Here is a 26,653-nt window from a genome sequence, read left to right on the forward strand (position 1 = left end):
TGCGTTGAGGTGTTAAACCTCAGCGCAGGTCTAATGCCGCTAGTGCATCTACCAATACTGGAAAGGAAAAATGGAAACCTGCTGATTCTAGTCGCATCGGCAGGACCTTTTGACCATAAATTACTAAGTCAGAAGATTCACCCATGAGCAATTTGACTGCAAAAGTGGGGGTGGTAAATATGCAAGGTCGGTCTAGCCGTTTACAGAGCTTATGCGCAAAAAATGCATTGCTTGCCGGCTTTGGTGACGTTAAGTTGAAGGGGCCTGAGCATTGTTCGCTTTCAATTAAAAATTCTATTGCGCGGACCATGTCTTCTATATGTATCCATGACATAAACTGTTTGCCATCGCCAATGGGGCCGCCAAGTCCTAGTCTAAAAGGCATGAGCATCTTCGAAAGCGCCCCACCGTCATCAGCGAGCACTACGCCTGTGCGTAAAATGCAGGTGCGCGTATTGGCTTGATTCGCAATATCTTCCCACTTAACGCAAACTTCGCGGCTAAACTCATCATGAAACTGCGAGAAATCTTCGGTAATAGGGGTATCACCCTGTCGCCCGTAAAAGCCAATGGCAGAACCACTGATAAACACATCGGGTGCGTTTTCCGCTGCGTTGATTAAACGGACGAGGCGTTCGGTGATAGTCCAGCGTGACTGGCATATCCGTTCTTTTTGAGCGTCGCTCCAACGTTTATCAGCAATCGGTTCACCGGCGAGGTTAACGATAATATCGTAGTCGTTAACATCATCGAGCTCATCAAGCGTAAACGCCTTAACAGAATCGCCAAGTAAGCGCTGAGCGCGTTTCGGATCGCGGCTGATTACCCTTATGTCGTAATGCTCTTTGTGTTTAGCAATAAAGTGGCGTCCAATCAGGCCTGTACCACCGGTCAGCAGCATGCGTTTCATTGGTCTTAGTCCTTAGTGCAGGATATAGCGAGCGACACAGAGTCAGAAAATCGAAGTGCGTGCGGTTTATCTACCTCAGCCTCTGCTGAAATTACCCATGGATGATCGGCGGCAATAGCAAGCACGTCAGCGGTGAGTTTTTCTAATAGTGAAAACCGATTGTCTTCAACTAGTCGAATAATGGCTTTGGTAATCGTTTTGTAGTTTAGCGCGTCGTCCATGTTGTCAGTGTCGGTTGCTTTTTTCGCATCGTACTGGATGGTTATGTTGATCACGACGTCTTGTTGGTTTTTAATTTCGTCCTCATTGATACCAATGTACGTGCGCAAACGAAGATTCTTGATGCGAATTGTGGCAAGATTTAAATTCATTGAGATACTACTTCCTTATTAGATTGTTGTTGCTCATACTTGTGTTTATTAACTATTGACCACTAAATACCGGATTAAACTTATGGACCTAACAAATGGAACTGCATAAATCGCCAACCTCTAAAGTACTCATGGTCATGGCTGCAGTGGTCATTGTGCTTGCGGGCGTGAAAGCGGCAAGCGTTATTGTTATTCCTTTATTGCTCTCTGCCTTTATCGCCATAGCGGTAAGTCCGATTATTAACTGGTCTGCCCAATATCGCGTGCCGCGCTGGCTGTCTATTAGTTTAGTTATACTGACTTTGGTGATAATTGGTTTCATGCTGGCTAGCTTAATTACGCAATCGCTCGCTGAATTTAGACAAAATATGCCGGTGTATCGCGACCAGCTATCTGGCGAGTTTGCTTGGGTTGTTGAAAAGTTGGCTCAATTCAATATTCATATTAATCAAGAGCTAATTCGCTCTCATCTTGACCCTGGCGTGGCAATGTCTGTAGCAACTAATTTTATTACCGGCATGGGCACAATCTTATCCAATGTCTTTTTGATACTACTAACTGTGCTCTTCATGCTGTTTGAGGCAGATAGCATGCCGCGCCGAGCTCATGTTGCGATGGCCGACCCAGACATGCGACTTACGCATATTGACAAATTTCTGACCTCGGTCAACCAATATCTCGTCATTAAAATGTTTGTTAGTATGGGCACGGGGATATTTATCGCCATTTGGCTTTATTTGCTTGGGGTAGACCATTTTATGCTGTGGTCGGTGCTCGCATTTATGCTTAATTTTATCCCAAATATCGGTTCGATTATTGCTGCAATACCGGCAATACTCATGGCGTTTGTAGAGTTTGGCTTTGCAAAAGCAGGCCTTACTGGGCTTGGGTTTATCGTGGTTAATATGGTGATGGGCAATTTGGTTGAGCCAAGGTTCTTAGGCAGGGGTTTAGGCCTGTCTACCTTGGTGGTATTTATCTCATTAATTTTTTGGGGATGGTTGCTCGGAAGCGTCGGCATGCTGCTGTCTGTTCCTTTGACCATGGTGGTTAAAATTGCGATGGAATCTAGAGAAGAGACGAAATGGTTAGCCTTACTGCTATCATCCGACATTGAGCAAGATGCTTATGACCCGCAAGACAATGATCCGCAAGACAATGACCCACAATCAGGGCAGCCACAGCCTGCTGAAGACAAGATGTTTGATGCAGACTCGTCCAAACGAAGAGAATAGTGCGATGGTTACACTTAAATGATCAGATTAAAATGATTACGTTCAAATGCTAGGCAAGATAAGAGAGCGCTTAAGAGCCGGAACATTGCTAGACCGAGTGGTGTTCACGGTCGCTGCACTGTCGTTTTTGGCCGTGTGTCCAATGTTGGTCGCGCGAATCATCGAGCGAAATTGGTTTATGGTTACGCTCGATGCAATATTACTCGTCATGTTTGCGTTTATTGCCGTAAACGTGATGCGTGGCCGATACTTAGATGTGTCGCGACGAATACTGGGCGTATTTATGGTGCTTGGCATGATCGGCACCACAACAATGGGAGACACAGGGAATGCGTATTGGCTCTATCCCGGCTTTATAGCGATATTTTTTATGTTTAGTCCCATTGTCGCATTGAGCATCGCTGTTTTGGTAAGTGTTACTGTTTTTCCCTTTCTCTATGAGCGATTTGCTGCCACAAACTTATTTACCTTGTACGCTACCTTGCTCCCCACAGTACTCTTTATTTATTTTTTCTCAAAAGACTTACGCGCTCAACATAAAACCTTAAGCATGCAGGCAACGGAAGACTACCTCACGCAAACCGGAAATAGACGCGCCTTTAATGATGAAGCACAGTTGTGCATCGATGCTTTAAACAAGTCTAATGCCAGCAACGTGCTGATCCTCTTTGATATGGATCATTTTAAACGCCTAAATGACGCGCATGGCCACGTAACAGGGGATTCGGTGTTAAAAGACGTAAGCAATATCGTTCAGGGTTGCTTGCGCAGCACCGACAAGCTTTATCGTTTGGGAGGGGAAGAATTCGGTATTATTGTTAGGCATGCGCTGTTAAGCGACGCGCTCGGCATAGCCCAGAAAATACGCCAGTCGATAGACAATAATAAAAACGAACATCTACCTGACTATACTGTATCGTTTGGTATCGCTGAGCTTTTAAAAAATGAAAGCGTTGAAGATTGGATGTCGCGCGCCGACAAAGCCCTATATCAGTCTAAGCAGAACGGACGCGACCAAATAAGCATCGCTTAACAGGCTTGTAGTTGCGTTATTTGTGCGTCATTAATACTTAAACTAGCTAAAATCGTCGGTTAGCGCTTAGCAGGCCGCGCCGTTGTAGTCTTTGGCGGCGCTACCGACTTAAGAAGTTACGGCAGTACTTTTTTGTAAGGTTTAACTACCACCTTTTCGTATACGTCGGCTTTCGCATAAGGGTCTTCGCTGGCCCATGCTTTGGCCTGTTCTAAAGAGGTAAATTCTGCCACTACTAACGAACCGCTAAAGCCAGCAGGGCCTGGGTCTTCTGCATCAATTGCTGGGTTAGGCCCTGCAATTAATAAGCGGCCCTCATCTTTTAGGATGTTAAGGCGTGCTAAATGTTCTGGCCGCGCTGCCATTCGCCGCGACAAAGAATCGCTTTTGTCTTCGCTATAAATCATATAATACATGAGTGTTCCTTAAAGATGCGTCGCAGTTTTCATTGCGCTCACAAATTCGCCTAAGCTTTTCAGCATCGCGTTTTTATCATCCAAATGTTTTTCGATGATGTTGACGGTAGCCGAGCCAGATATCGCGCCGGCAGCACCTCCGGCTATGGCCGATTTAACTTGCGCGGGAGTTGAAATACCAAAACCGAGCAACGGCGGTGCAACTTCATACTGCTTGAGTTTATCGATTAATGCAGCCGCTGGAATATCGGCAGCCGTTTCTGCTCCAGTTACGCCGGCGCGGCCGAGTAAATAAGTATAACCGCTCGATTTATCGCCTATGGCACTGAGGGTTTCTTCACTGGCGTTAGGCGGCGCAATAAGGATTTGTTGAATGTTATGCGCTTGCGCAACATCAATAAAGCGGTCTGCTTCGCGCAGTGGCACATCAGCAATGAGTATTGAATCAACGCCAGCTTCGCTCGCCTGTTTATAAAAACCCTCAAGGCCTTTGGCTAGCACTAAATTACTATAAAGCAACAATCCAATGGGAATATCGTCAAACATGTCTCTGATTTTACGGATGAGCTCAAAACATCCATCGGGGCGCACTTTATTGTTGAGCGCGCGAATGCTTGCTTTTTGAATCGTAGGGCCGTCGGCAATTGGGTCAGAGTAGGGGATTCCTAATTCGAGGGCGTCGGCACCTGACTCAACCAAGGTGCGAATAATATCAAAAGAAGTTTCTAAGTCGGGGTCGCCCACCATGACAAAAGGAACAAATGCGCCCTGTTTGGCTTCGCCTAGTTTGCTAAACATGTTGTCGTAACGTTTTGTTCCTACAAAAGCTGTGTTTGCCATTACAGATTGTCTCCTAAAATCTTAGTTACGTGGGCAAGGTCTTTGTCGCCGCGCCCCGACAAATTCACGACGATAATGGTTCCGTCTTCTGCTTCTTCGGCCATATTAAGCGCGTGAGCAAGTGCATGAGACGACTCTAGTGCCGGAATAATGCCCTCTTTTTTCGCTAACAGTTGAAAGGCATTTAGCGCTTCTGTATCGGTCACTGCAAAGTATTCAGCGCGCCCTATATCGGCTAAGTAGGCATGCTGCGGACCCACAGCCGGATAATCAAGACCCGCGCTGACAGAGTATGACTCTTCAATTTGCCCGTCGTGATCTTGCATGATAAAGGTAAATGCGCCATGCAAAATACCTTTTGTGCCTGTGCATATTGTGGCGCCGTGCTCTTTGGTATGTACTCCTTTTCCGGCTGGCTCCACACCTACGAGGCGTACACTCGGCTCATCAATAAAATCTGCAAACATGCCAATGGCATTTGAACCGCCGCCCACGCAGGCTACAACAGCATCCGGCAGGCGTCCTTCTTTTTCTAAAATCTGAGCGCGTGTTTCTTCACCAATCATTCTGTGATACTCACGCACAATGGTCGGGAAGGGGTGAGGACCTGCGGCTGTGCCAAGCAAGTAGTGAGCTTTGTCATATGTTGCTGACCAGTCTCGCATTGCTTCGTTTACGGCGTCTTTTAGGGTGCCGGAACCTGAGTCAACCGGTATGACTTCTGCCCCCATCAAACGCATGCGAAACACATTCGGCGCTTGTCGCTCTACGTCTTTTGCTCCCATATAAATACGAGCCTTTAGCCCTAGTAAAGCACAGGCCAGGGCAGTGGCAACACCATGCTGACCAGCGCCGGTTTCGGCAATCACTTCTTTTTTACCCATGCGCTTGGTTAAAAGTGCCTGACCCAACACTTGATTAGTTTTGTGTGCGCCGCCGTGCAAGAGGTCTTCGCGTTTTAAATACAGTTTTACCTTCGGGTTGGCCACTAAATTACGCGTAAGCGTCATCGCAGTGGGGCGTCCAGCGTAGTCTTTAAGCAAAGACATAAATTCTTTTTGAAATTCTGGGTCGCTTTTGGCATCTAAAAACGCCTGCTCGAGTTGGTCTAGGGCAGGAATAAGCAGTTCTGGCACATACATCCCGCCAAAGTCACCAAATTTTGTGTCTAATTTATTCATTGTTTATTCCTTTTTATATTCGCAACATTGCGAACATTGCCTGTATTTTATCGATATCTTTAACGCCTGGCGCAGACTCTACGCCGCTGTTCACATCAATGCCGTGTACTTTGCTGCTCATGGCAACAGCGGCATTTTGTGCATCTATTCCGCCTGCAAGCATGAGCGGCAATCTGCTGTTCACATTTGTTAGGAGCGACCAGTCAAAGGTCTCGCCGGTGCCGCCCGACTGTTTACCTACTTTACAATCAACAAGTATGCGAGAGAGTTCAGCACTCACATGTTCGTACACTGAAAGCTGTTGACTGAGGTGAGCGGCGCTATCTTGCTTGCTAACGCCCAGCGCTTTCCAAATCTCCGTTGTGGCGGGGAGGGCTTGTCGCAGGGCCTTGATGTATTCAATTGACTCGTTGCCGTGAAGCTGCACCGCATGTAGACCTAAAGTACGGGCATATTCTAACACTTGCTCTAACGGGGCATCTACAAACACTCCTACATAGGCAAACGGCGTTTGCTTTATAATATCGCGTGCTTGCTCAACAGATACGAAGCGCGGCGACTTTGGTGCAAAAATAAGTCCCATAAAGCTTGCCTGCGTTTGGGCTATCGCATCGGCATCTTGACTTCGCGTTATTCCGCAGACCTTAACCTCGCCATATACCAATCGATTAATAGCGGCATCGAGGTTTTGCTGTGCCATCAATGACGAGCCCACGAGATAGCCATCCACCAAGCTGTTTAAGCGCTGTAAGTCCTGATTCGTGTAAATGCCTGATTCTGAAATAATTACGCCTTCAAAATCTGTGCTGCGGATTAAGGGTACTAAGCGCTCTGTAGTCGCTAAGTTGGTTGATAAGTCGCGTAAGTCACGATTGTTTATGCCAATAATTTTAGCATTTAGCGCAAGTGCTCTATGCGTTTCTTGCTCATTGCTAACCTCGGTCAGCACTTCCATGCCCAAAGAATGGCTTAAGTCTGACAAAGTACGATATTCGTCATCGTTTAATACCGACAGCATAAGCAATACCGCATCGGCCTTGTAATAACGCGCCAAGTAGATTTGATACGGCACAACAAAAAAGTCTTTATTCAAAACGGGCTGGCTAACGCGTTCGGTAACGTACGCCAAATACTCAAATTTGCCTTGAAAGTACTTTTCGTCTGTCAGCACTGAAAAACAAGCGGCTTCTTTTTCATAGGCGCTAACGATTTCATCTAAATTAAAGGGCTCTCTTATTAAGCCTTTGGACGGAGACGCTTTTTTACACTCAAATATAAAGCCCGCTTTGTCTTTACTGAGTGCGGTGATAAACGACTTTTTACTTGGACTGAGCTCTGCTTGAAACGCACTTAAGGGAAACTGCTTTTCACGCTCGGCAATCTCAATGCGTTTGTCCGCAACAATTTGTGCTAATACGTCGGTCACTTATACCTCTTCTTTGCTGATTCTTGCGGCAAGTTCTATGGTTTTTATACCTTTGCCTGATGCCAATGTATCCATAGCCTGAGCAAAGCAATCTCGGTGTTCTCTACCGGTATCGTTTACCCAAATGAGGGCCGCTGCATTTAGCGCAATAGCGTGTTTATGAGCTTCTTTTCCTGAGCCGCTCAACACCTTTGCTATCGCGTCTACATTTTTGCTCGGCTCTGCGCCTTCGATTGCCTCTATCGGTGCAGGTTTTGCTCCAAAAGAGGCTGCATTTAATGTGAGTTCTTTGATGTTTCCATCTTGAATATGTTGGGCTTGGGTTTGACCATGCAGGGCTATTTCGTCAAGACCATCGCCATGCACAACCAAAGCATTGTTGTGCCCTAACTTGCGCAATACTTTTGCGTAAACGTCAATAAGCTGTGGATGATATACGCCGTAAACGCCGTGCGTCGGACGAGATGGATTTGCAAGCGGCCCTAGTATGTTGAACAAGGTACGGGTTTTAAGCGTTGTGCGAACCGGCATGGCGTGCCCTACGCCCGCATGATAATTCGGCGCCGCTAAAAAGCATAAATTGGCTTGGTCAAGACATCGTCTTGCCTGAGCGGGAGTCATCATAAGGTCCATGCCAAAGCCGGCAAATAAATCAGAGGAGCCCGATTTACTGCTCACACTTCGATTGCCATGTTTGGCAACTTTAATGCCGCAAGCGGCAGCTAAAATAGCAGCCGCGCTTGAAATGTTAATGGTGTTATGACCGTCTCCACCTGTGCCTACAATGTCGCTAAAGGCATAGTTAGGGCGGTCGAAGGCTTTTGCGTTTTTGACCATTGCGGTGGCAGCGCCGGCGATTTCATCTGCGCTCTCGCCTTTTATTTTCAAAGCAATAAGGAGTGCGCTTAGCTCAATGTCATTTAATTCACCTTGCATGACTCTGGAGAAAACAAACTCACTTTGCTCTAGGCTAATATTGCGCTTTTGATAAAGCACCTCGAGAATATTCAAGGTATCGTAATTTGCGTCAACTGCGCCTGTGCTAGCGCTTTTTATATTGTTTGATGTCATTGTTTGTCCTTCGCTGACAAAGTCTTGCCCGTTTGAGCGCCAGTGACCTCTTGTGGAGCAGAGTTTGCCGACGCAAAGGCCCGCGAACTCAAATAGGTAATGGCTTGGCGTAATAATCTGCTGCCATCGCAAGTAAGAATCGATTCAGGATGAAACTGAAAGCCGAGCATGTTATCAGCCTCATGTAAGATGGCCATAGGTAGCTTGTTTATGCCCGCTATCACATGCAAACATTGCGGTACGTTTGTGGCAATCAATGAATGGTAGCGCGCAATCGATAGTGGATTTGATAGGCCTTCAAAAATTCCCGGAAAAGCGTGCTGCATGAGCGAGGCCTTACCATGCATCACGTCTTCGGCACGACCAACGCTACCGCCATATGCCTCCACAATTGCTTGATGCCCTAAACATATTCCTAAAACCGGAAAACGGCCTTTTACTTGATTTAATACCTCGGGCATATTACCTGCGTCTTTTGGTGCGCCAGGGCCTGGCGATAAAAGAAGCATGGCGGGACCTGTCAACTGATACGCCTGAAGTTGCTCAATGATTGTGTTTGTAGGGACGGCGTTTCTAAATACTTTGAGCTCAACCCCCATGACCCTCAATTCATCGACCAAATTGTAAGTAAAGCTGTCGTTATTATCGATGAGCACGACTTTGACTTGTGTTATGTCCATTTTATGCTCCCGCCTGATTAGCACTTAAAATGGCTTGAATCACCGCTTGTGCTTTTGCTCGGGTCTCATCGGCTTCCATCTGAGCAATGGAATCTTTTACCACACCTGCGCCGGCCTGAATGTATGCGCGCTGGTTTTTGACAAAGGCGCTGCGAATGACAATGCAGGTGTCAAAATCACCTTGTCCATTTAGGTAGCCCACTGCGCCGCCATAGCTGCCGCGCGTGCATTTTTCTGTTTGACGAATGAGTGACGCGGCGCTGATTTTAGGCGCGCCCACCAAGGTGCCCATATTCATACATGCCTGATAGGCGTGCAGCGCATCTAAATCCTCTCTAAGCTGGCCTACTACCCGCGATACTAAATGCATGACGTGTGAATAACGGTCTACTTTTAATAGGTCTTTTACGCAACGCGTCCCTGGCTTAGACACTTTTGCGACGTCGTTTCTGGCTAAATCGACCAACATAATATGTTCCGCTTTTTCTTTCTCATCTTGTTGCAAATTAAGCTCTAAACGGCTGTCTAAGTCGACATCGATGCTGCCATCAGGTCGTTTTCCGCGAGGGCGAGTACCTGCAATGGGATAAATCTCGACTTGATTTGATTGTATTTCATATTTCAACGCAGATTCTGGCGACGCACCGAATATGCAAAAGTCGTTATCTTGCAGGAAAAACATATAGGGTGACGGGTTAGTTTGTTTTAAGCGCTTGTAAGCTAGCAGCGGGTCCGGGCAGGGCAAAGAGAAACTTCTTGAGGGCACAACTTGAAAAATATCTCCGTCGAGAATATGTTCTTTTAGACTCAGCACATCCATACAATACTGCTGATCAGATTTATCAACTTCGAAGGATGTTTCGCTAAGGTGAATACCTGCGTGCGCAAAATCTGTCAGCGCACTTCCACTTGCCTCTACCGATACGCTTTTTACGTCGCCTAAAAGGTGTTTAATCCCCTCAAGGCGCTGCTGAATATCAAAGTATTGCTGCGCTATATTTTGACCACTGAAAACACTGCCCAAGATTTCGGTTTTTTGCGCTTGATGGTCAATCAGAATAAGTGTTTCGGCCAAATAGAATACATAGTCGGGGCAGGTGTTTACGCCAGTGGGGACGTCGGGTAAAGATTCAAAGCTCGCGAGCAGATCGTATGCAAACACACCGCCTAAAAAAACCGCGTGGGGATGCTCGCCTAAGGCCTGAATTTCAGTCTGAATGGTGCGCAGTACGTCAAATACCGAGGGAGCTTTTAGGCGGCTGTCTTCGTCAAGACCAGCATCTGGCTTGCTAAAGTAAACGCAGATGTAGGGTGAGTCAGTTTTGTGTTCACCTGAGGTTTTTATATTAGCATCTTGATCATTTGATTGTGAGTTACGTTTGAGTTCACAAACACTATTAGTATCCTTGCTCACGACATCGCTGAGCTTCTCATACAAGAAGTCAATCAGCGATGCGCCATTTTCTGAGACAGCCTCAATTGTAACATTTTGCTTCTGGCATTCGATTCGTAGGGCGGCATCAACTAATACTAGGCTTTTCAGGTTATCTTTGCTGTCGATTTCAGCCGACTCAAGTAAAACACTGTATTGTGTTGCAAGGCTTTTATATGCTTGTAGTGGATTCACTACATAAGGCGCATCAATGTGGATGGTCTCTACCCGTCCTTGCGCTGCGCCTAAATCCATCAAACTCATCTCGATTCCTATTTAATTATTGTTGTTCCGTTATTCGCGTTGAGTTCTCAAGCCCATCTTTTTCAAACATAAAAAAAGGCCCGAATAACGGGCCTTAATCTCGTGCACACAAATGCAGCCAGCCCTAAGGTCGGTTGCTCCACCACCATACTACCGATAACGTTTGCGTTTGCATGCATTAATTCCATGTGTAATGTGAATTTTAACTTAAAACTAGAACGCAAATAGGCGGTTATCCTTGCTAAACGCCGATTCGCTAATTCATCTATAGAAGATAACAAATGAGAAAATTTGTCAAGCATAAATCGACGTTTCTTGCATAAACACACTAAAAGCAATACTAGATTTATGTTTCGCGCTACAATATGCACTCTATAGTTTGTTGAGCCTTAAATGTGAAAATTGACCTGCATTCCCATACTAATTATTCAGATGGCGCGCTTCGCCCTGAAGAGCTCGTTATGCGCGCTCAGCAAATGCAGCTCGATGTATTAGCAATCACCGATCACGACACGCTAGGCGGCCTGCAGGAGGCGCGCGATTACGCTAAGGTAAATGTGCCAAAGCTCAATATTATTAGCGGTGTAGAAATTTCTACCTCATGGCATGGCTTTGAAATTCATGTTTTAGGACTGAATGTGGACGAGCATTGTCCTAAATTGTTGTCAGCGCTTGAAACTCAGCAAGCAAAACGAGAACAACGCAGTATACAAATCCTTGAAAAGCTTCAAAAAGCCGGCGTTGATATTAATATCGAAGATGTTCGTCGCTTAACCACAGGTGTTGTATCGCGAGGACATTTTGCCCAAGTCTTGGTGAGAAAGGGCGTTTGCTCACATCCTCAACAAGCGTTCACCCAATACCTCGGTAAAGGCAAAAAGGCCTATGTTTCACCCGGGTGGACAGACATTCAAAGCGCAGTATCTTGGATTAAAGACGCCAAGGGGCAAGCGGTACTGGCGCACCCTTATCACTACGATATGACAACAAAATGGCTTCGGCGTTTGCTACTGGAGTTCAAAGCGGCGGGTGGTGAAGGGCTTGAAGTGCAGCATCCAAATTTAGCAAAAGCAAAGCATGATTTGATGGTGTCGCTGGCGAACGAATATGCACTCTTAGGCTCGGCAGGTTCCGATTTTCATGCGCCTAGTCGCTGGACAGAATTGGGTAAACGCCTGCACTTACCAGATACGATAAAGCCGGTATGGCATAACTGGGATATGCTGCACGCTGATGCAAAATAGGCGATTGGCACGATAACATCCCCTCCAATACTTTGGTATACTGCGCGCATAGAATGAAGTTTAACCCTTGATGCTGCCAATCGATGGCACAAGTTGATTGGCACTGTTTGTACAACAATGCATCATCCCCAATTCTGATTGAGGTACGGTTTTCATGAGTCAATTTTTTTATATCCACCCAGATAATCCTCAAGCAAGGCTGGTACGTCAGACTTGCGAGTTGATTAATCAAGGTGAGGTAGTTGTTTATCCAACGGATTCTGGGTATGCCATTGGCTGTCAGATGGAAAACAAAAAAGCAATGGAACAAATATGCCGGATTCGCGATATTAACAAAGACCATAACTTTACGCTTATGTGCAGGGATATGTCGGAGTTATCGGTGTACGCGCGAGTCGATAATGTCGCTTTCAGGCAGATAAAAAATAACACCCCAGGGCCGTATACCTTTATTTTAAAAGCAACAAAAGAGGTGCCTAAGCGCCTGCAAAACCCGAAACGTAAAACGATTGGTATACGCGTGCCCGATAACGCCATTGCATTGGCTATTTTAGAAGAGTTGGGGGAGCCTTTAATGTCGACTACACTCATTTTGCCCAACGAAAACATGGCTGAAACCAACCCTGAAGATATCCGCGATAAACTTGAAAAGCGCGTCGGTCTTATCATTCACGGAGGTTATTTAACCGAGCAGCCCACTACCGTGATTGATATGTCGGAAGGAGAGACAACTGTTATGCGTTACGGCAGCGGTGATGCCTCTCCATTTGAATAATAAGACGAACAATAGATTACGATTAATGATCTGATGGCCAGCAAAACTGACGCACAAAGCTCACCTACCCAGCAACAGCCTCTCGCGCTGGCGTTTGTGCATGGCGAAGCCTTAATTGAGAAGCCGGAAGACTTGTACATCCCTCCTGATGCTCTCGAGCTTATTTTGGAAACCTTTGAAGGGCCGCTTGATTTATTGCTCTACCTCATCCGCAAGCAAAAATTTGATATTGTTGAGTTGCCGGTGTTGCAAGTAACACAGCAGTACATGGTATATGTAGAAACGATGAGCGAGGTTAAGCTTGAGCTGGCAGGAGAGTATTTAGTCATGGCCGCGATGTTGGCAGAAATAAAATCGCGCTTGCTGCTGCCGCAAATTGTTAATGAGGACGAAGAAGAGGAAGACCCTAGGGCGGAGTTGATTCGTCGTTTAAAAGAGTATGAGCGCATAAAAGTCGCAGCTCAGGCCTTAGACAGCGCCCCCCGCCTGCAGCGCGATATATTTGTTGCCACAGCAGACGCAAGCGATGATGTCACCCCGATTAAGCACATGCCCCAAGTAAAGCTGCAGGAGCTTGCCATCGCATTTAGCCAAGCGATGCAGCGTGCTCAAGCCTTTGAGCATCATCAGATTTCAAAAGAAACCTTATCTACTCGCGAGCGAATGAGCGCTATTATGTTGCGCTTATCTCGCGCGCAATTTATCGGGTTAGATGATTTGTTAGATAGCGAAGAAGGTAAGGCCGGCGTCGTTGTGACCTTTATATCTATCTTAGAGTTAGTCAAAGAAGGCTTAGTGGCGCTGCAACAAGCAAGCCCTTACAGCAACATCCATGTTAAACTCGCCGCCGACGAGATTGACGATGCCACAGACTTTGGGCAAACGGACGATATACCCGCATGAGTAAAGTGAATGATGCCCAGTTAAAGCAGCTTATTGAGGCCGCTATTTTTGTTGCAGACGGCCCTTTATCTACAGATAAAATGCGAGCGACTATTTTGAGCGAGTTTGACGTATCAACGCGCCAGCTAAACAAAGCACTCAATGAGTTAGAATTAGACTATGCTCCGCGCGGCATTCAGCTTGTAAAAGTAGCTTCAGGTTATCGCTTTCAATCTAACTCAGGCTTAGCTCAGATATTGAGCCGTCTTTGGCAAGAAACCGTGCCTAAGTATTCGCGTGCGATGCTCGAAACCCTTTCGCTAATTGCTTATAAGCAACCGATTACCCGAGGCGAAATAGAGGACATCAGAGGCGTAGCGGTAAGCAGCCATATTATTAAGTCGCTGAGCGAACGTCAGTGGATAAAAGTAATCGGTCGTAAAGAAGTCCCAGGACGTCCGGCTTTATTTGCGACCACCCAAACATTTTTAGATTATTTCGCGCTATCGTCGCTATCTGAGCTTCCGTCGGCCGATTTGTTTAATGAGTCTTTAGATGCAGCCGAGGCTGCCGCGCTCAGTCCGTCAATTGATAATAATGACGATGAGAACAACACTGGAACCCTGCACTAACATGAGTGAAAAACTGCAAAAAGTCTTAGCTAACAATGGCGTTGGCTCAAGACGAGAGATGGAAAAATGGATTGAACAAGGTCGCATATCGGTAAACGGCAAGGTCGCTACCTTAGGCGATAGGGTGGAGCCGACCGATCAACTCAGGGTAGATGGCAACGCGCTTTCTCGCAACAAAGAAAAGTCGCCTTGTCGAGTACTCATGTATAACAAGCCAGAGGGTGAATTGTGCTCTAGAACTGACCCAGAAGGGCGCCCGACCGTATTCGACCGTCTTCCCATTATTACCGGAGAGCGCTGGATAGCAGTAGGTAGACTTGACATCAATACCAGTGGATTACTCCTTTTTACCAACGATGGTGAGCTTGCCAATCGCTTAATGCATCCTTCTCATGAAGTAGAGCGTGAGTATGCAGTACGCGTCTTTGGTGAGGTGACGCCGGCCATATTGCGTAATCTCAGTAATGGCGTTGAACTAGAAGACGGCAAGGCAAAATTCAACCATATTCATGTGCGTCCCACCGACGATGAGTCGCAAAATCAGTGGTTTAACGTCACGCTATCTGAAGGGCGCAACAGAGAAGTGCGCAGGCTTTGGGAGTCTCAAGGCTTACAGGTAAGTCGCCTGATTCGAGTGCGCTACGGTAATTTAGAGATGTTTAAACGCCTGCCGCAAGGCGCTTGGATTGAGCTCGACTTAGAGAATGTCAATGCGATACGCAATATGGTGAAACTGCCAAATGAAACCGAAACAAAGGTGCACACGCTAGATAAGCTTGATCACACAAAATTGAGCCGCATGCGCCGCTCTGTGCGCAAGCACAAAACCAATAAAGTGGCGAGTCATCGCCAGCGAGTAAAACCAAAACGATAAGACAGTAACACTATGCGAATTGCTTTAGGCATCGAATATCAAGGCGGTGCATATCGGGGATGGCAACGCCAGTCACACGTACCGAGCGTGCAACACGAAATAGAACTTGCCTTGGAAAAAATTCTTCGGCACGAGGTTGAGGTGACCTGTGCTGGTCGTACTGATGCAGGCGTTAATGCCACCGGCCAAATTGTTCACTTTGACACCGACGTAGAGCGCCCACTAAAGGCCTATCATAGAGGCATGAATACCTTGCTCCCCCATGATATTGCGATTACGTGGGCCCAGCCAGTAAGTGATGACTTTCATGCGCGATTCAGTGCATTTTCGCGCCGCTATCGCTATATTATTTACAATAATGCACTTCGCCCAGGCCTGCTTAACAGCGGCCTTACCCACTGTTTTCAAGACCTCGATGCAGAGTTGATGCACGAGGCGGCTCAGGCGCTGGTGGGTGAACATGATTTCACGAGTTTTAGAGCATCTTTATGCCAATCTAAGTCGCCATTTAGAACCGTGCAAAAAGTGAGTGTTGAGCGTCAGGGGCGCTTCATCGTGGTAGACATTCAAGCCAATGCATTTTTGCATCATATGGTAAGAAACATCGTAGGCTCATTGCTACTGATAGGCCAAAAGCTTGAGCCGGTTGACTGGATGGCGCACTTGCTCACGCTTAAAGACAGGACAAAAGCGGCGGCAACAGCAAAGCCAAACGGCTTGTATTTGGTCAAAGTGTTTTATCCAGAGCAATTTGCAATTCCAGATATCCCGGTTGGTCCGCTGTTTTTGGCCGACTGACGGAGCTATGTACTTTAAGACTCATCAGAGGTGTGCCGGATTTATCGTTTTTAGTTTTGCCGGTGCGTTGAATATGGTTTAATACTACAAATTTATGACACCACGATGACGTAAGATTTTTTACGCTCGCGCTATTAGAAGCGCGTTTCATTTGTCGCATTAAATGAACAATAGGACTAACTAAATGAGTTGGATTGAAAAGATACTGCCTAAGACACAATCCTCAATTAAGAGCAATGTTCCCGAGGGGATTTGGACTAAATGCAGTGGCTGCAACTCGGTGTTGTACAAAACGGAATTAGAAAAGCTCCTAGAGGTTTGTCCGAAGTGCGACCATCACATGCGTATTACGGCACGAGCACGAATTAATTCAATTCTCGACAGTGCCGACCGAGAAGAGATTGGCACGCAGTTTGAGCCGCAAGACGTGCTCAAGTTTAAAGATTCCAAGAAGTACAAAGACCGCTTAAGCGCAGCCCAAAAAGCAACCAATGAAAAAGATGCATTAGTGGTGATGAGAGGCAAGATGAATGGTATGCCTGTTGTTGTCGCAGCATTTGAGTTTGCGTTTTTAGGTGGTTCTATGGCGTCGGTGGTAGGGGCGCGTTTTGTCGCTGCCGTAAACGCTTGCTTGGAACACAATATTCCCCTTGTTTGTTTCTCTACAAGTGGTGGCGCGCGTATGCAGGAAGCTTTGCTGTCGCTCATGCAAATGGCAAAAACGAGCGCAGCACTGGCTAAATTAAGCGACAAGGGACTGCCGTACATATCAGTGTTAACCGACCCGACAATGGGTGGGGTGTCGGCTAGTTTAGCGATGCTGGGCGATATCAATATTGCAGAGCCAAAAGCCCTTATTGGTTTTGCAGGTCCGCGCGTGATTGAACAAACCGTCCGTGAAAAGCTCCCTGAAGGCTTTCAGCGCAGTGAGTTTTTGTTAGAGAAAGGTGCAATTGATATGATTGTGGATCGCCGTGAAATGCGTGACACGCTGTATCGCATTTTAAGCAAACTACAAAACGGCGCCGCTGCAAATCGAGCTGCCGACGAGCCCCTTAAAATAGAATAATACAACTGGACGTTTAGCATCATGCCAGCATTGGCAACATCTCTGACCAACTGGCTTACAAAAATAGAAGCAGGCCACCCTGTTGACATCGATATGGGGCTGGAGCGTGTTTCTGAGGTGGCTAAGCGACTTGATATACACTTTTCTGATGCGACTGTGATCACTGTTGCTGGCACTAACGGAAAAGGCACGACCTGCCGCCTGATAGAGCAAAGCTGCCTGCATGCTGGCTTGTCTGTAGCGGTGTATAGCTCCCCTCATATTCTGCAGTTTAATGAGCGTATTCGTATCAACGGCGCGGACGCAGTTGACGATGATATTTGTGACGCTTTTGAGCAGATTGAAGATGCAAAAGCAGAAATTAGCCTGACTTACTTTGAATACGCTACGCTGGCGGCACTGTATTTATTCGTTAAAGCGAAAACCGATGTTGTGATTCTTGAGGTGGGTTTAGGCGGACGCCTCGACGCAACCAATATAATAGATGCAGACATCAATGTGCTGACCAGTATTGGACTGGACCATCAAGACTATTTAGGCCACACATTAGACGACATAGCCGCTGAAAAGGCCGGGATAATTAAACCGAACAAAAATACGGTGATTGGCTTTGACCAGAAATATGAAAAAGCTGAAACATGGTTAGCTCAGCAGAACAATACTGTTTTAAGGCGAGGTCGAGACTTTGATCTGCTTGCCTCGCAGGCAAGCTCAGTTCAGGCGCAAGGCTCTATGCAAGCGCAAGGCTCTGGGCAAGCCCTAGCTCAGACTAATGCTCCAGCGCCAGAGCAAAAACAAGAAGCGGACGCGTCAGGTACGAATGAAATACTTAGTGAAGGCTTTATTCGACTTGGTGAAACAAGACAACTTTATCAGTGGCGCAAATGTGCAATCCCGAATCAAAACGTCATGACTGCCTTAGCTACTTTGTGGTCTTTGCACGCTCACTTAAAAACATTTAGCGATAGTGCTTGGGCTAAAGCGAAGGCCTTGGAGGGTATGCTTGCATCGTCAAAAGAGATGCAACGCGTCATAGAAAGCACCTCACTGGCAGGAAGAGCCCAAGTAATTGGACACTCGCCCACCATATTATTGGATGTTGCTCATAACGAGGCTTCTGCTGAACTCTTGCTCGATAAAATCCGCACCTTTGAGACAAATGAATGTCATATTGTGGTTGGCATGCTTAAAGATAAAAATATTGAAGCGACACTTAATGCATTGAGCTCGCTTAGCGCGCATTGGTATTGCGCGAGTTTGCCCGGTAAACGGGGAGAAAGTTATGAGCGCCTAGTAAGCGCAGTGCCTCAAGCAAATGCGCTGAGTATCAGTGGATATGTTGATATTGCGAGTGCTTTAGCAAAGGCTATTAACAAGGCGTCAAATACTGATATGATTGTGGTGTTTGGTTCGTTTGTCACCGCGGCGCAAACCATACATTATATTGACGAAAATAAACTTGACGAAAAAAAACTTAACGCAAAATAAACGCAAACCGTTAATTTGTTCACCTAAGATGGCCCTAATCACATGAATGCAGCTTTACAAAATAGATTGGTAGGCACCATTATTGTGGTCGCACTGGTGGTAATTTTACTGCCCGAGGTACTCGACGGTGAAAAAAGCGAGAATACCCAAGAGTTTGTAGAAATTCCTCAGGCGCCCAACGCGCTCGTGATAGAGCAAGCAGAACCTTTCCCTCAGGAGCAACTGTCTCAACAAACGTTGCAAAACGCTGAGATAGTTGATGAAACTGCGCTAGATGATATTGATGGTTCTCAAATTGTTGCCAACGAGGCTAAAGAAGACCAGCCGGCCAATTTATCGGATACATCGTCGGCAAGTGAAGTACCTCAAGCGCCAGCACAAACTCAAACGACGCCAGCACAAGCCCAAGAAGTTGAGATAGACGTGAAAGATTCAGGCTACGTAGTACAATTGGGCAGCTTCCGTTACGAGAAAAACGTCAATGAGCTTATTACAACATTGAAGCAAGCGGGATATCGTGCATATAGCCAACCAGTGAGAACCAGTGTAGGCGTGCTAAACAAAGTGTTTGTGGGACCCGAGTTAGAACGAGAGCGTCTAGAACAAGCATTGCCGCACCTTCAAGAGCTGACGAATCTAAAGGGTAAAATAACTGCATTTGAGGTTAGCGCTGAATAAGTTAATTTGCTAAACTTCGCGCCAAATTTGTTAGTCCGCTTTCATCTGTATTGGAACACTTGTCACATATGAATTGGTTTGACTTTACCATCTTAGGTATCATCGTATTCTCAGCGGTCATTAGCGTTGTGAGAGGATTCGTAAAAGAGGCGGTCTCTCTTGTGGTTTGGCTAGCCGCCTTTTTTGTTGCCAGCCAATTTTATCCAAATCTCGCCCAATTTCTTACTCAAATTGATGACACCATGGTGCGTAACGGTGTTGCCATCGCCATTTTGTTTATTGGCACCTTAATTGCCGGTGCGCTCATCAATTACGTAATTTCACAACTGGTAAAAGCGACCGGGCTTTCTGGCACCGACCGCGTCTTAGGAGCAGTCTTTGGCGCCCTGAGAGGCGTGCTGATTGTCAGCGCTGCACTATTTTTCTTAGATACTTTCACCCCTGCGTCGTCGTCTGTGTGGTGGTCTGAATCAATTTTAATCCCAGAATTTTCACTGATTATCGAATGGTTTTTTGAGTACGTAAAAGATAGCTCAAGCTTCCTCAACGACACTATATAAGGGCGTAATAAGTATGTGTGGCATTGTTGGCATAGTGGGTAAAGACGCGGTTAACCAATCGCTATACGATGCATTAATTGTATTGCAGCATCGTGGGCAAGATGCCGCGGGTATAATGACCATTGAAGATAACATGTTTAATTTGCGCAAAGACAATGGCTTGGTGCGCGATGTGTTTCATACACGTCATATGAAGCGACTAACCGGTAAGGTGGGTATTGGCCACTGTCGATATCCCACAGCGGGCAGTTCAAGTTCGGCAGAGGCACAACCCTTTTACGTAAATTCGCCCTTTGGTATTGCCTTTGCCCATAATGGCAATTTGACCAATTCTCACCAGCTTCAAGACGAAGTGTTTCAGATTGCGCGTCGGCATATCAACACGACCTCAGATTCTGAGCTCTTGCTGAATATTTTTGCTCATGCGCTGCATGAAACAACCGGAATGACCATTCAGCCGGATGAGATATTTACTGGCGTTGAAAAAGTGCATAAAAACATTAAAGGTGCTTATGCTGTTGTGGCAGCGATTATCGGGCAGGGCATGGTTGCATTTAGAGATCCGCACGGTATTCGTCCTTTAGTACTCGGTAAGCGCATTACCGAGAAAGGCGATGAATACATGGTTGCATCGGAAAGTGTCGCCCTCGATGCAGTTGGCTTTACGTTTATACGCGACGTGGCGCCCGGTGAGGCGATTTACATTACCGAGCAAGGTGAATTATTTACAAAGCAGTGCGCTGACAAACCGATTTGTAATCCGTGTATCTTTGAGTTTGTGTATTTTGCGCGCCCAGATTCTTTTATTGATGGCATATCGGTTTATGCGTCTCGCGTAAATATGGGGCGTAAACTAGGCGAAAAAATCAAGCGAGAATGGGACGATGTTGATATTGACGTGGTGATTCCTATTCCTGAAACCTCAATGGATGTTGCCCTACAGATTGCCAATACGCTAAATTTGCCGTACCGCCAAGGCTTTGTGAAAAATCGCTATATCGGTCGTACGTTTATTATGCCGGGCCAAAAAATGCGTCGTAAATCTGTGCGCCGTAAGCTAAACGCTATTTCGTCTGAATTTAAAGGTAAGAATGTACTGCTAGTTGATGACAGTATTGTGCGTGGAACAACCTCTGAGCAAATAATTGAAATGGCAAGGGAGTCGGGCGCAAATAAAGTTTACTTCGCATCTGCGGCTCCTGAGATTCGATTCCCTAACGTATACGGCATTGATATGCCATCTGCGAATGAGCTTATTGCTTACGGTCGCGAAATCGAACAAATTTGTGAATGCATCAAAGCCGACGGGCTGATATTCCAAGATTTAAAAGACTTGGTAGATGCAGTGTCACAAGAGAATCCGGTGATAACACAGTTTGAGACATCGGTGTTTGATGGGAATTACGTGACAGGTGATGTTAATCAAGATTATTTAGAACGCATAGACAAAGCGCGCTCAGAAACCTCTAAAGCGCCGCTGCGCATTCAGGCTGAACTTAGTAATTTAGAAATGCATAATATGACTAACTAAATATGACTATCTGGATAGGGCCATCTAAATTTGCAATGTTTTTAAATGGCCAACTAGACAACCGGCTAAATACCAGTAGCTAAGCATCGCTAGATTGGACAACAAATAAGCTAAGAAGCTCATAAAAAAAGGCCATCAACATGATGGCCTTTTTAATTTTTAGAACTATTCAGAAAGGGGCGTTGTCTTTACTTGTGCTGCTTTTACATGTGCTGCGGGCCAAGTCCGTAGCTCCATAAGATCACCGAGGCTGCCATCAAGATCACCATCAATACTAATCCGCAGGTCACTACAGAGCTCGAAAATATAAAGCCTTTTTCCTCTGGAATATGCAGCATGATGGGGACACCGGTATATAGCAGGTATACAGAGTAGGAGATACCTACTAAGACCACTGACATGATAAACCATAACTCTGGATAGAAAGCGCTAAAGCCGGCCATAAAAAGAGGTGTTGCTGTATAGGCAGCAATTTCTAAACTTTGCGTGTAGTTTGGATATACCTCAAAGGATTTTGCTAGCTCATGTATAAGTACCGCAAGGGCGATCACGCCAAACACTAAGCCAAAATACATGGCCACTGCCATCGACAGTGCACTTTGTTGCGTGAGTTTGATTGTTTCGGCGGTAACACCTGCACCTATATCCCATCCAAGATAAGCCGAGGCGTAATAGGCCATCGCTGAGGGGATCATCGCGATGATGAGTATATGACTTAAGGCATAAAAATAATTTTCGTGTTTGCGGTCTATATTTTGCCATTCTTCTTTTGGGGCAGTATATATTCCCCACAGATGGTTAAGTATCACTGTTTGTGCTCCTGATTATTGCCGATGAGTAGTTTCAAATCCTGCTGGGGGCGCTCTGGCGATAACAACAATATGAGCAAACCAGCAAATCAAAACAAGACAAAACGATATGTCTAAATTTACAAATAATATAAATCATTAACAAAGCCTTAACAAGCATGCACTTAAGTAAAACCTGATAATATTTAAATATCATCAGGTTTTTATATGCAATATCGTGTTTTGAGCCGAGATTCGATCAGGAAGTACAGTTTTTGCGCTAAGTTTTTTCTCGCGAAGTCAGCAAAAAAAAGTGTGGCATGCATGCACTGCATACCACACTAGCTGAATCAGAATCGCAACTTAGAGCTCGTTGAGCAACTCGTTAATAGAGCGCTCGAGCTGTTGATCGCGGCCTTCGGCCATTAGAGATGGTGAATTTTTAATGATGATGTCGGGAGTGGTTTGATTGTTTTCCATCCATTCACCCGCTTTGTTTTTTGCACTCACAGGCACAACACCCCAATAGCCTCCGCCAGGTAGCGATTCCCACCCGGCAAAACTGCAAGTGCCGGGAACCGGCATGCCAATTGACTTACCTAATTTAAGATCGGTATAGCCGCTGGCATAGCAATGTCCGTCGCTATACATTGCCTCGTTAAATATCGAGACGATGGGCTTGGTATAGCGAGAAGTGGGTTCTGTGCCCACTACTTGGTCAGCTCGTGCATAGGTAATAAACGCTTCGCCGGTAAAAAACATCGCTAGGTCTGCAACTAAGTCTCCGCCTCGGTTAAAACGGGCGTCTACCACAATGCCTTTTTTATCGAAAAAGCGTCCCATTATGTCATCATAAATGCTACGGTAAGGGCCGTCAGACATGCTCGGAATATGCACATAGCCCAATTGACCTTGGCTGGATTCGAGTACTTCTTGTTCGTTGGTTTTCACAAAACGCTGATAAAGCAAGTCATTCTGCTGAGCGCTAGAGATAGGCTTAACGGTAATTTGTACCGTTTTATCGGTGCTCGGTTTATAAATATCGAGCAGCACGAATTTATCAACCGTTCGGTTTAATAGTGCACTCCAATCAAAGCTAACATCAACGCTTACGCCGTTAATTTTTTGAATGATATCACCAGATGAAAGGTCAAATGCGGCTTTATCTAGCGGTCCGTCTTTAATCACTTCAACAATCTTAATGCCGTTACCGTTGCCGTTGTGGCTAAAATCGTAGAAAATACCCAGCTCTCCGGTATTGTCTGCATTGCTCATTTCGCTTCTGTATCCTGCTCCCGCGTGAGACACGTTGAGCTCACCGAGCATTTCGCTCAGCAACTCAGTAAATTCATGTCCATTGGCAACATGAGCCACTTTGCCTCGATACTCTTCGCGCATGAGGTTCCAATCAATACCGTGGAATGTGGGTTCATAGAATATTTTTGAGGTTCGTAGCCATACATGCTCAAACGATTTTTGACGAATCGCGTCGTGGTCAACTAGCATTTGTTCACTAATGTTGATGTTCTCGCGAGACTCATTTTCTAAATCGAGCTTCGCAATACTGCCGCCGCTCAACAAATAAAGATTCTCCATATCAGGGTCCCACATTAAGCTCCCGCCGCGAGCGCCCAAATTCATCACTTTTCTGGTTTCTTGCGTGCGCAGATTGGTTTCCCACAAATCATGTTTATCTTCAAACTCAGATAAGTAATAAAGCGTATCGGCCTCTTTATTTAGCACAGCATCTGCCAGTAAAGACGAATGAATTGTTAGGCGAGCGATTCGTCGGTCAAGCCCATCCCATTCAATATTTAGCGGCGAGACGCTAGTGTCTTCCTCTGAGGCATCTTCGTCGTCACTGGCAGATTCCTCGCCGTTTTCTTCGTCTTCAGCTTCCTTTTCGGCCTCTTCAATCGCTTGCACTAGTGCAAAGTCATCTTCGCTCAGATTAAATTTGTCCCATAATTCCTTTGTAAAGAACATGGTATACACATCACTTTGACTGCGACCACTTGTGGCATAACTGCGTAAACCTTCGCGGTTACTAAACCAAATGATTTGTTGCCCACCATTCACCCATTTCGGTTCAAAGTCGTAGTAGCCACTGGGTACCAATACCTGCTTTGTTTGTTCGCCAGATGCATCAACAATTGCAATATCTGCATTATTAAGAAGCTTATCGTGCTGCAGGAGTATCCACTGGCTGTCTGGACTCCAACTGAAATTCTGATCGCCGTCTCTAAAGTGAATGGTGTTATTTTTGTCTAAAACAGTCACGCTTTCGTTGTTGCTTAAATCGAGTACTTTAATGGTGCGGCGGTCTTCAACGTAAGCGAGTTTCTTGCCATCAGGTGAGAGCTTAGGTTGGTAATTGTCACGCTCGTTGCTAAGCAAAACACTTTCATTGATGAGCGTTGCCGCATAAAAGAAGGGCTCTTGCGCACGCTGTTTTTCAGCTTTGTAAATGCTCCATTTACCGTCGCGCTCGGAGCTGTAGAGCACATAATCACCCTCAGGCGAGAAGCTCACCGACGCCTCGGTGTCGGCGGTGTGCGTAATTTGCTTCGTAAACGTACCATCTGTATTGCTCACAAACACATCGCCGCGCGCGATAAAGGCTATCTCTTTGCCGTTTGGAGAAATGGACATGTCTGATATTTCGCCGTTAACGGCTAACAGCTCTTGCGAATTTTCTACGTCTTGGGTGCGAATGCTCAACTTAATTTTTGTGGGCGTGCCATTAACATCCATGGTGTACAGTTCACCATGATGCGTGAACGCTAGCGTATTGTTGGCATGCGATAGAAAACGCACCGGATGAAGGTTAAAATTGGTAAGCTGTTTAGGCGTATCTGTATTCTCGAGATTAAGCTGATACACATTAAACGTACCGTTCTGCTCACTTAAGTAGTACACGCTGCTTTCGTCTTCAGCGTATACTGGGTCTCGGTCTTCACCTATAAAAGTGGTAATCTGCCGATGCGTTTTGCGTGCAACATCATACGACCATACATCTCGGGTAGCGGCGCTCTTGTGGTGCTTGCGCCAGGGGTTTTCAGTGCCTTTGTCATCTTGATAAATAAACTGTGTACCATCGCTGTTTACCTGCAGCGCTTGAGCTGTGTGGGTAAATACCTGAGAGATGGCACCGCCGCTGCGAGGAACAGAATAAAGCTCTCCTAATCTAGCACTTGGAAACTGTCGATGCGCGGCCGTATCCATTCGCGCGCCTTCAAACAATATCTGGGTATTATCATGGCTAAAGGTGCTGGGAATTTCATTAGTTGAATGGAAGGTCAACCGCTCGGCTTGACCACCTTTTGCATCCATCACAAAAACGTCAAAATTACCAAAACGGTCGGAAGCAAAGGCAATCTGGGAGCCATCTTTGCTCCACACCGGTTTAAAATCGTGACTTTTATGAAAAGTGAGGCGCTGAGCCTGTCCGCCCGATGCCGCTACTGAATAAATATCACCTTTATAAGTAAATGCAATCGTACTGGCATCTGGAGAGATAGCAGGGTATCTAACCCACTGCGGCTCAACTTCGGCTATAGCAGGCAGACTGGGGGATAAGATACTCATACAGAGCATAAAAAATGCGGTGCGACGCAAAATATTCATAAGGTCCCTTCTTTTTGGTTAATGGAGCGGCTGATTTCTCAGCCAATCCTTCATATATTTTTACCCTGTGTTTTCGGTTCAGGTCTTGTCTGCGCATCTACAGCGCATCCACAGCTCCTAAATCCTGATACACATTTTTCAGACTACACACATTTTAGCCCACAAACGGCGTTTTCTTATTATGTGTGAGCTTTAGATTGTAAATAAAAATCTTCTACTTTTTTACGCGCCCACGGGGTTTTGCGTAAGAACTTAAGGCTTGATTTAACGCTTGGGTCGTGGGTAAAGCAACGAATATTGATGCGTTGCCCTAGCTCTTCAAAGCCATAGCGCTCAACCAGGTATTCGAGCAAAGCTTTCAGCGTGATGCCGTGCATTGGGTCATTGCTGCCTGCGTTATTTTTTATGTCTGTCATATCAATCGTTCGTTTGTCACTTTCGAGCAGCTTCTGTAAGTATCTGCTTAAGTATTCGCCTAAGTATCTGTTTAGTTATCTGTTTAGTTATCTGTTTAGTTATCATCGTCACTGGGAATTGCAGTATTGTTGCTCTTTGGCTCTACCTTTTTGACCCTTATTTTATTACCATCGATTTTTTTATAATTGAGCGCTTGAATCGCCGCCTTTGCCTCGCTAGCTTTTGGCATATCAACAAAACCAAAACCTTTAGAAGTGCCGGTATCTGTATCCATCACAAGGTTGCATGCCTGCACTGAACCAAATTCTGCAAAGGCAGCCTCAAGTGCTGCTTCGCCTGTAGTGCGTGCTAAATTTCGTACAAGAATTTTCATGAATACCTTATATTGAACGTATGTTGATTGCTAGGTGTGTGAATGATGGGTAAATAAA

Annotated in this window: 25 protein-coding genes and 1 pseudogene; 13 read left to right on the plus strand and 13 right to left on the minus strand. The window is 45.9% G+C overall.

The genetic code is table 11. From position 1 onward, the window contains the following. Positions 1–19: 19 nt before the first annotated feature. Together ACFO4O_RS02450 and folX are read right to left on the minus strand one after the other, a co-directional pair. Positions 20–910, minus strand: a complete 891-nt coding sequence (locus tag ACFO4O_RS02450; protein WP_382405720.1) for a TIGR01777 family oxidoreductase — start codon at positions 908–910, stop codon at positions 20–22. A gap of 5 nt (positions 911–915) precedes the next feature. Continuing rightward, positions 916–1,281 carry a dihydroneopterin triphosphate 2'-epimerase gene (gene folX / locus ACFO4O_RS02455; protein ID WP_382405722.1) on the minus strand — a complete coding sequence of 122 codons (366 nt, stop codon included), beginning with the start codon at positions 1,279–1,281 and terminating at the stop codon, positions 916–918. Positions 1,282–1,376: 95 nt separating this feature from the next. On the opposite strand from folX, the gene ACFO4O_RS02460 reads away from it, so the two are divergent. Next, the gene (locus ACFO4O_RS02460) at positions 1,377–2,516 is read left to right on the plus strand and encodes an AI-2E family transporter (RefSeq protein ID WP_382405723.1); all 1,140 of its coding nucleotides are present in this window, start codon (positions 1,377–1,379) and stop codon (positions 2,514–2,516) included. A gap of 46 nt (positions 2,517–2,562) precedes the next feature. Next, positions 2,563–3,549 carry a GGDEF domain-containing protein gene (locus ACFO4O_RS02465; RefSeq protein ID WP_382405724.1) on the plus strand — a complete coding sequence of 329 codons (987 nt, stop codon included), beginning with the start codon at positions 2,563–2,565 and terminating at the stop codon, positions 3,547–3,549. A gap of 116 nt (positions 3,550–3,665) precedes the next feature. Here ACFO4O_RS02465 and ACFO4O_RS02470 read toward each other — a convergent pair whose 3' ends face one another. From ACFO4O_RS02470 to ACFO4O_RS02500, 7 genes are read right to left on the minus strand one after another with little or no spacing between them, the layout of a single operon-like run. Continuing rightward, positions 3,666–3,965, minus strand: coding sequence for a YciI family protein (locus ACFO4O_RS02470; RefSeq protein ID WP_382405725.1), 300 nt, complete (start codon positions 3,963–3,965; stop codon positions 3,666–3,668). Positions 3,966–3,974: 9 nt separating this feature from the next. Next, on the minus strand, positions 3,975–4,805 hold the full coding sequence (trpA, locus tag ACFO4O_RS02475; RefSeq protein ID WP_382405726.1) for a tryptophan synthase subunit alpha: 831 nt from the start codon (positions 4,803–4,805) through the stop codon (positions 3,975–3,977). Beyond that, positions 4,805–5,986: a tryptophan synthase subunit beta gene (gene trpB / locus ACFO4O_RS02480; protein WP_382405727.1), complete on the minus strand. Its 1,182-nt coding sequence runs from the start codon at positions 5,984–5,986 to the stop codon at positions 4,805–4,807. Before trpB ends, trpA begins: the two co-directional genes overlap by 1 nt. Before the next feature lie 13 nt (positions 5,987–5,999). Beyond that, positions 6,000–7,412, minus strand: coding sequence for a bifunctional indole-3-glycerol-phosphate synthase TrpC/phosphoribosylanthranilate isomerase TrpF (gene trpCF / locus ACFO4O_RS02485; RefSeq protein ID WP_382405728.1), 1,413 nt, complete (start codon positions 7,410–7,412; stop codon positions 6,000–6,002). Further along, positions 7,413–8,483, minus strand: a complete 1,071-nt coding sequence (gene trpD, locus ACFO4O_RS02490) for an anthranilate phosphoribosyltransferase (RefSeq protein WP_382405730.1) — start codon at positions 8,481–8,483, stop codon at positions 7,413–7,415. It lies immediately after the preceding gene. Next, positions 8,480–9,163 carry an aminodeoxychorismate/anthranilate synthase component II gene (locus tag ACFO4O_RS02495; protein WP_382405732.1) on the minus strand — a complete coding sequence of 228 codons (684 nt, stop codon included), beginning with the start codon at positions 9,161–9,163 and terminating at the stop codon, positions 8,480–8,482. The genes trpD and ACFO4O_RS02495 overlap by 4 nt, the downstream gene beginning before the upstream one ends. A gap of 1 nt (position 9,164) precedes the next feature. After that, positions 9,165–10,859, minus strand: coding sequence for an anthranilate synthase component 1 (locus tag ACFO4O_RS02500; RefSeq protein WP_382405733.1), 1,695 nt, complete (start codon positions 10,857–10,859; stop codon positions 9,165–9,167). A 395-nt stretch (positions 10,860–11,254) separates the two neighbouring features. On the opposite strand from ACFO4O_RS02500, the gene ACFO4O_RS02505 reads away from it, so the two are divergent. The 11 genes from ACFO4O_RS02505 to purF all read left to right on the plus strand — a co-directional run bounded on the left by ACFO4O_RS02505 (position 11,255) and on the right by purF (position 21,390). Then, positions 11,255–12,103: a PHP domain-containing protein gene (locus ACFO4O_RS02505; RefSeq protein ID WP_382405734.1), complete on the plus strand. Its 849-nt coding sequence runs from the start codon at positions 11,255–11,257 to the stop codon at positions 12,101–12,103. A 154-nt stretch (positions 12,104–12,257) separates the two neighbouring features. Further along, the gene (locus tag ACFO4O_RS02510) at positions 12,258–12,878 is read left to right on the plus strand and encodes an L-threonylcarbamoyladenylate synthase (protein WP_382405736.1); all 621 of its coding nucleotides are present in this window, start codon (positions 12,258–12,260) and stop codon (positions 12,876–12,878) included. A 33-nt stretch (positions 12,879–12,911) separates the two neighbouring features. Then, positions 12,912–13,781, plus strand: coding sequence for a segregation and condensation protein A (locus ACFO4O_RS02515; protein WP_382405738.1), 870 nt, complete (start codon positions 12,912–12,914; stop codon positions 13,779–13,781). Further along, the gene (scpB, locus tag ACFO4O_RS02520) at positions 13,778–14,392 is read left to right on the plus strand and encodes an SMC-Scp complex subunit ScpB (RefSeq protein ID WP_382405739.1); all 615 of its coding nucleotides are present in this window, start codon (positions 13,778–13,780) and stop codon (positions 14,390–14,392) included. Before ACFO4O_RS02515 ends, scpB begins: the two co-directional genes overlap by 4 nt. Position 14,393: 1 nt before the next feature. Further along, positions 14,394–15,266, plus strand: coding sequence for a 23S rRNA pseudouridine(2605) synthase RluB (gene rluB / locus ACFO4O_RS02525; protein ID WP_382405740.1), 873 nt, complete (start codon positions 14,394–14,396; stop codon positions 15,264–15,266). Positions 15,267–15,278: 12 nt separating this feature from the next. Continuing rightward, positions 15,279–16,064, plus strand: coding sequence for a tRNA pseudouridine(38-40) synthase TruA (gene truA / locus ACFO4O_RS02530; protein ID WP_382405741.1), 786 nt, complete (start codon positions 15,279–15,281; stop codon positions 16,062–16,064). A gap of 184 nt (positions 16,065–16,248) precedes the next feature. Then, positions 16,249–17,133, plus strand: a complete 885-nt coding sequence (accD, locus tag ACFO4O_RS02535) for an acetyl-CoA carboxylase, carboxyltransferase subunit beta (RefSeq protein WP_382405743.1) — start codon at positions 16,249–16,251, stop codon at positions 17,131–17,133. Between the two features lie 21 nt (positions 17,134–17,154). Further along, on the plus strand, positions 17,155–18,621 hold the full coding sequence (gene folC, locus ACFO4O_RS02540) for a bifunctional tetrahydrofolate synthase/dihydrofolate synthase (protein WP_382405744.1): 1,467 nt from the start codon (positions 17,155–17,157) through the stop codon (positions 18,619–18,621). A gap of 42 nt (positions 18,622–18,663) precedes the next feature. Continuing rightward, entirely contained in the window at positions 18,664–19,299 is a 636-nt protein-coding gene (locus ACFO4O_RS02545) for an SPOR domain-containing protein (protein WP_382405746.1), read from the plus strand. Positions 19,300–19,367: 68 nt separating this feature from the next. Then, on the plus strand, positions 19,368–19,859 hold the full coding sequence (locus ACFO4O_RS02550; protein WP_382405748.1) for a CvpA family protein: 492 nt from the start codon (positions 19,368–19,370) through the stop codon (positions 19,857–19,859). 13 nt (positions 19,860–19,872) lie between these two features. Further along, on the plus strand, positions 19,873–21,390 hold the full coding sequence (gene purF / locus ACFO4O_RS02555; protein WP_382405749.1) for an amidophosphoribosyltransferase: 1,518 nt from the start codon (positions 19,873–19,875) through the stop codon (positions 21,388–21,390). A 203-nt stretch (positions 21,391–21,593) separates the two neighbouring features. Here purF and ACFO4O_RS02560 read toward each other — a convergent pair whose 3' ends face one another. The 4 genes and pseudogenes from ACFO4O_RS02560 to ACFO4O_RS02575 form a co-directional block, all read right to left on the minus strand. Further along, a complete protein-coding gene (locus ACFO4O_RS02560) occupies positions 21,594–22,199 on the minus strand; it encodes a Yip1 family protein (RefSeq protein ID WP_382405751.1) in 606 nt (201 codons plus the stop codon). Positions 22,200–22,541: 342 nt separating this feature from the next. Next, a complete protein-coding gene (locus ACFO4O_RS02565) occupies positions 22,542–25,805 on the minus strand; it encodes a S41 family peptidase (protein ID WP_382405753.1) in 3,264 nt (1,087 codons plus the stop codon). Positions 25,806–25,999: 194 nt separating this feature from the next. Continuing rightward, positions 26,000–26,221, minus strand: a pseudogene (locus ACFO4O_RS02570) (VF530 family protein); the annotation flags it as partial. A 95-nt stretch (positions 26,222–26,316) separates the two neighbouring features. Further along, on the minus strand, positions 26,317–26,595 hold the full coding sequence (locus ACFO4O_RS02575) for an RNA recognition motif domain-containing protein (RefSeq protein WP_382405755.1): 279 nt from the start codon (positions 26,593–26,595) through the stop codon (positions 26,317–26,319). Between the last annotated feature and the right edge of the window lie 58 nt (positions 26,596–26,653).

This window comes from Glaciecola siphonariae, assembly GCF_042652645.1.
Taxonomy (GTDB): domain Bacteria; phylum Pseudomonadota; class Gammaproteobacteria; order Enterobacterales; family Alteromonadaceae; genus Glaciecola; species Glaciecola siphonariae.

What these genes read in the sequence shown, in the direction of transcription:
- ACFO4O_RS02450 (WP_382405720.1), bottom strand. Translation starts at nt 910, where the DNA reads ATGAAACGCATGCTGCTGACCGGTGGTACAGGCCTGATTGGACGCCAC.
- folX (WP_382405722.1), bottom strand. Translation starts at nt 1,281, where the DNA reads ATGAATTTAAATCTTGCCACAATTCGCATCAAGAATCTTCGTTTGCGC.
- ACFO4O_RS02460 (WP_382405723.1), top strand. Translation starts at nt 1,377, where the DNA reads ATGGAACTGCATAAATCGCCAACCTCTAAAGTACTCATGGTCATGGCT.
- ACFO4O_RS02465 (WP_382405724.1), top strand. Translation starts at nt 2,563, where the DNA reads ATGCTAGGCAAGATAAGAGAGCGCTTAAGAGCCGGAACATTGCTAGAC.
- ACFO4O_RS02470 (WP_382405725.1), bottom strand. Translation starts at nt 3,965, where the DNA reads ATGTATTATATGATTTATAGCGAAGACAAAAGCGATTCTTTGTCGCGG.
- trpA (WP_382405726.1), bottom strand. Translation starts at nt 4,805, where the DNA reads ATGGCAAACACAGCTTTTGTAGGAACAAAACGTTACGACAACATGTTT.
- trpB (WP_382405727.1), bottom strand. Translation starts at nt 5,986, where the DNA reads ATGAATAAATTAGACACAAAATTTGGTGACTTTGGCGGGATGTATGTG.
- trpD (WP_382405730.1), bottom strand. Translation starts at nt 8,483, where the DNA reads ATGACATCAAACAATATAAAAAGCGCTAGCACAGGCGCAGTTGACGCA.
- ACFO4O_RS02495 (WP_382405732.1), bottom strand. Translation starts at nt 9,163, where the DNA reads ATGGACATAACACAAGTCAAAGTCGTGCTCATCGATAATAACGACAGC.
- ACFO4O_RS02500 (WP_382405733.1), bottom strand. Translation starts at nt 10,859, where the DNA reads ATGAGTTTGATGGATTTAGGCGCAGCGCAAGGACGGGTAGAGACCATC.
- ACFO4O_RS02510 (WP_382405736.1), top strand. Translation starts at nt 12,258, where the DNA reads ATGAGTCAATTTTTTTATATCCACCCAGATAATCCTCAAGCAAGGCTG.
- ACFO4O_RS02515 (WP_382405738.1), top strand. Translation starts at nt 12,912, where the DNA reads ATGGCCAGCAAAACTGACGCACAAAGCTCACCTACCCAGCAACAGCCT.
- scpB (WP_382405739.1), top strand. Translation starts at nt 13,778, where the DNA reads ATGAGTAAAGTGAATGATGCCCAGTTAAAGCAGCTTATTGAGGCCGCT.
- rluB (WP_382405740.1), top strand. Translation starts at nt 14,394, where the DNA reads ATGAGTGAAAAACTGCAAAAAGTCTTAGCTAACAATGGCGTTGGCTCA.
- truA (WP_382405741.1), top strand. Translation starts at nt 15,279, where the DNA reads ATGCGAATTGCTTTAGGCATCGAATATCAAGGCGGTGCATATCGGGGA.
- accD (WP_382405743.1), top strand. Translation starts at nt 16,249, where the DNA reads ATGAGTTGGATTGAAAAGATACTGCCTAAGACACAATCCTCAATTAAG.
- folC (WP_382405744.1), top strand. Translation starts at nt 17,155, where the DNA reads ATGCCAGCATTGGCAACATCTCTGACCAACTGGCTTACAAAAATAGAA.
- ACFO4O_RS02545 (WP_382405746.1), top strand. Translation starts at nt 18,664, where the DNA reads ATGAATGCAGCTTTACAAAATAGATTGGTAGGCACCATTATTGTGGTC.
- ACFO4O_RS02550 (WP_382405748.1), top strand. Translation starts at nt 19,368, where the DNA reads ATGAATTGGTTTGACTTTACCATCTTAGGTATCATCGTATTCTCAGCG.
- purF (WP_382405749.1), top strand. Translation starts at nt 19,873, where the DNA reads ATGTGTGGCATTGTTGGCATAGTGGGTAAAGACGCGGTTAACCAATCG.
- ACFO4O_RS02565 (WP_382405753.1), bottom strand. Translation starts at nt 25,805, where the DNA reads ATGAATATTTTGCGTCGCACCGCATTTTTTATGCTCTGTATGAGTATC.
- ACFO4O_RS02575 (WP_382405755.1), bottom strand. Translation starts at nt 26,595, where the DNA reads ATGAAAATTCTTGTACGAAATTTAGCACGCACTACAGGCGAAGCAGCA.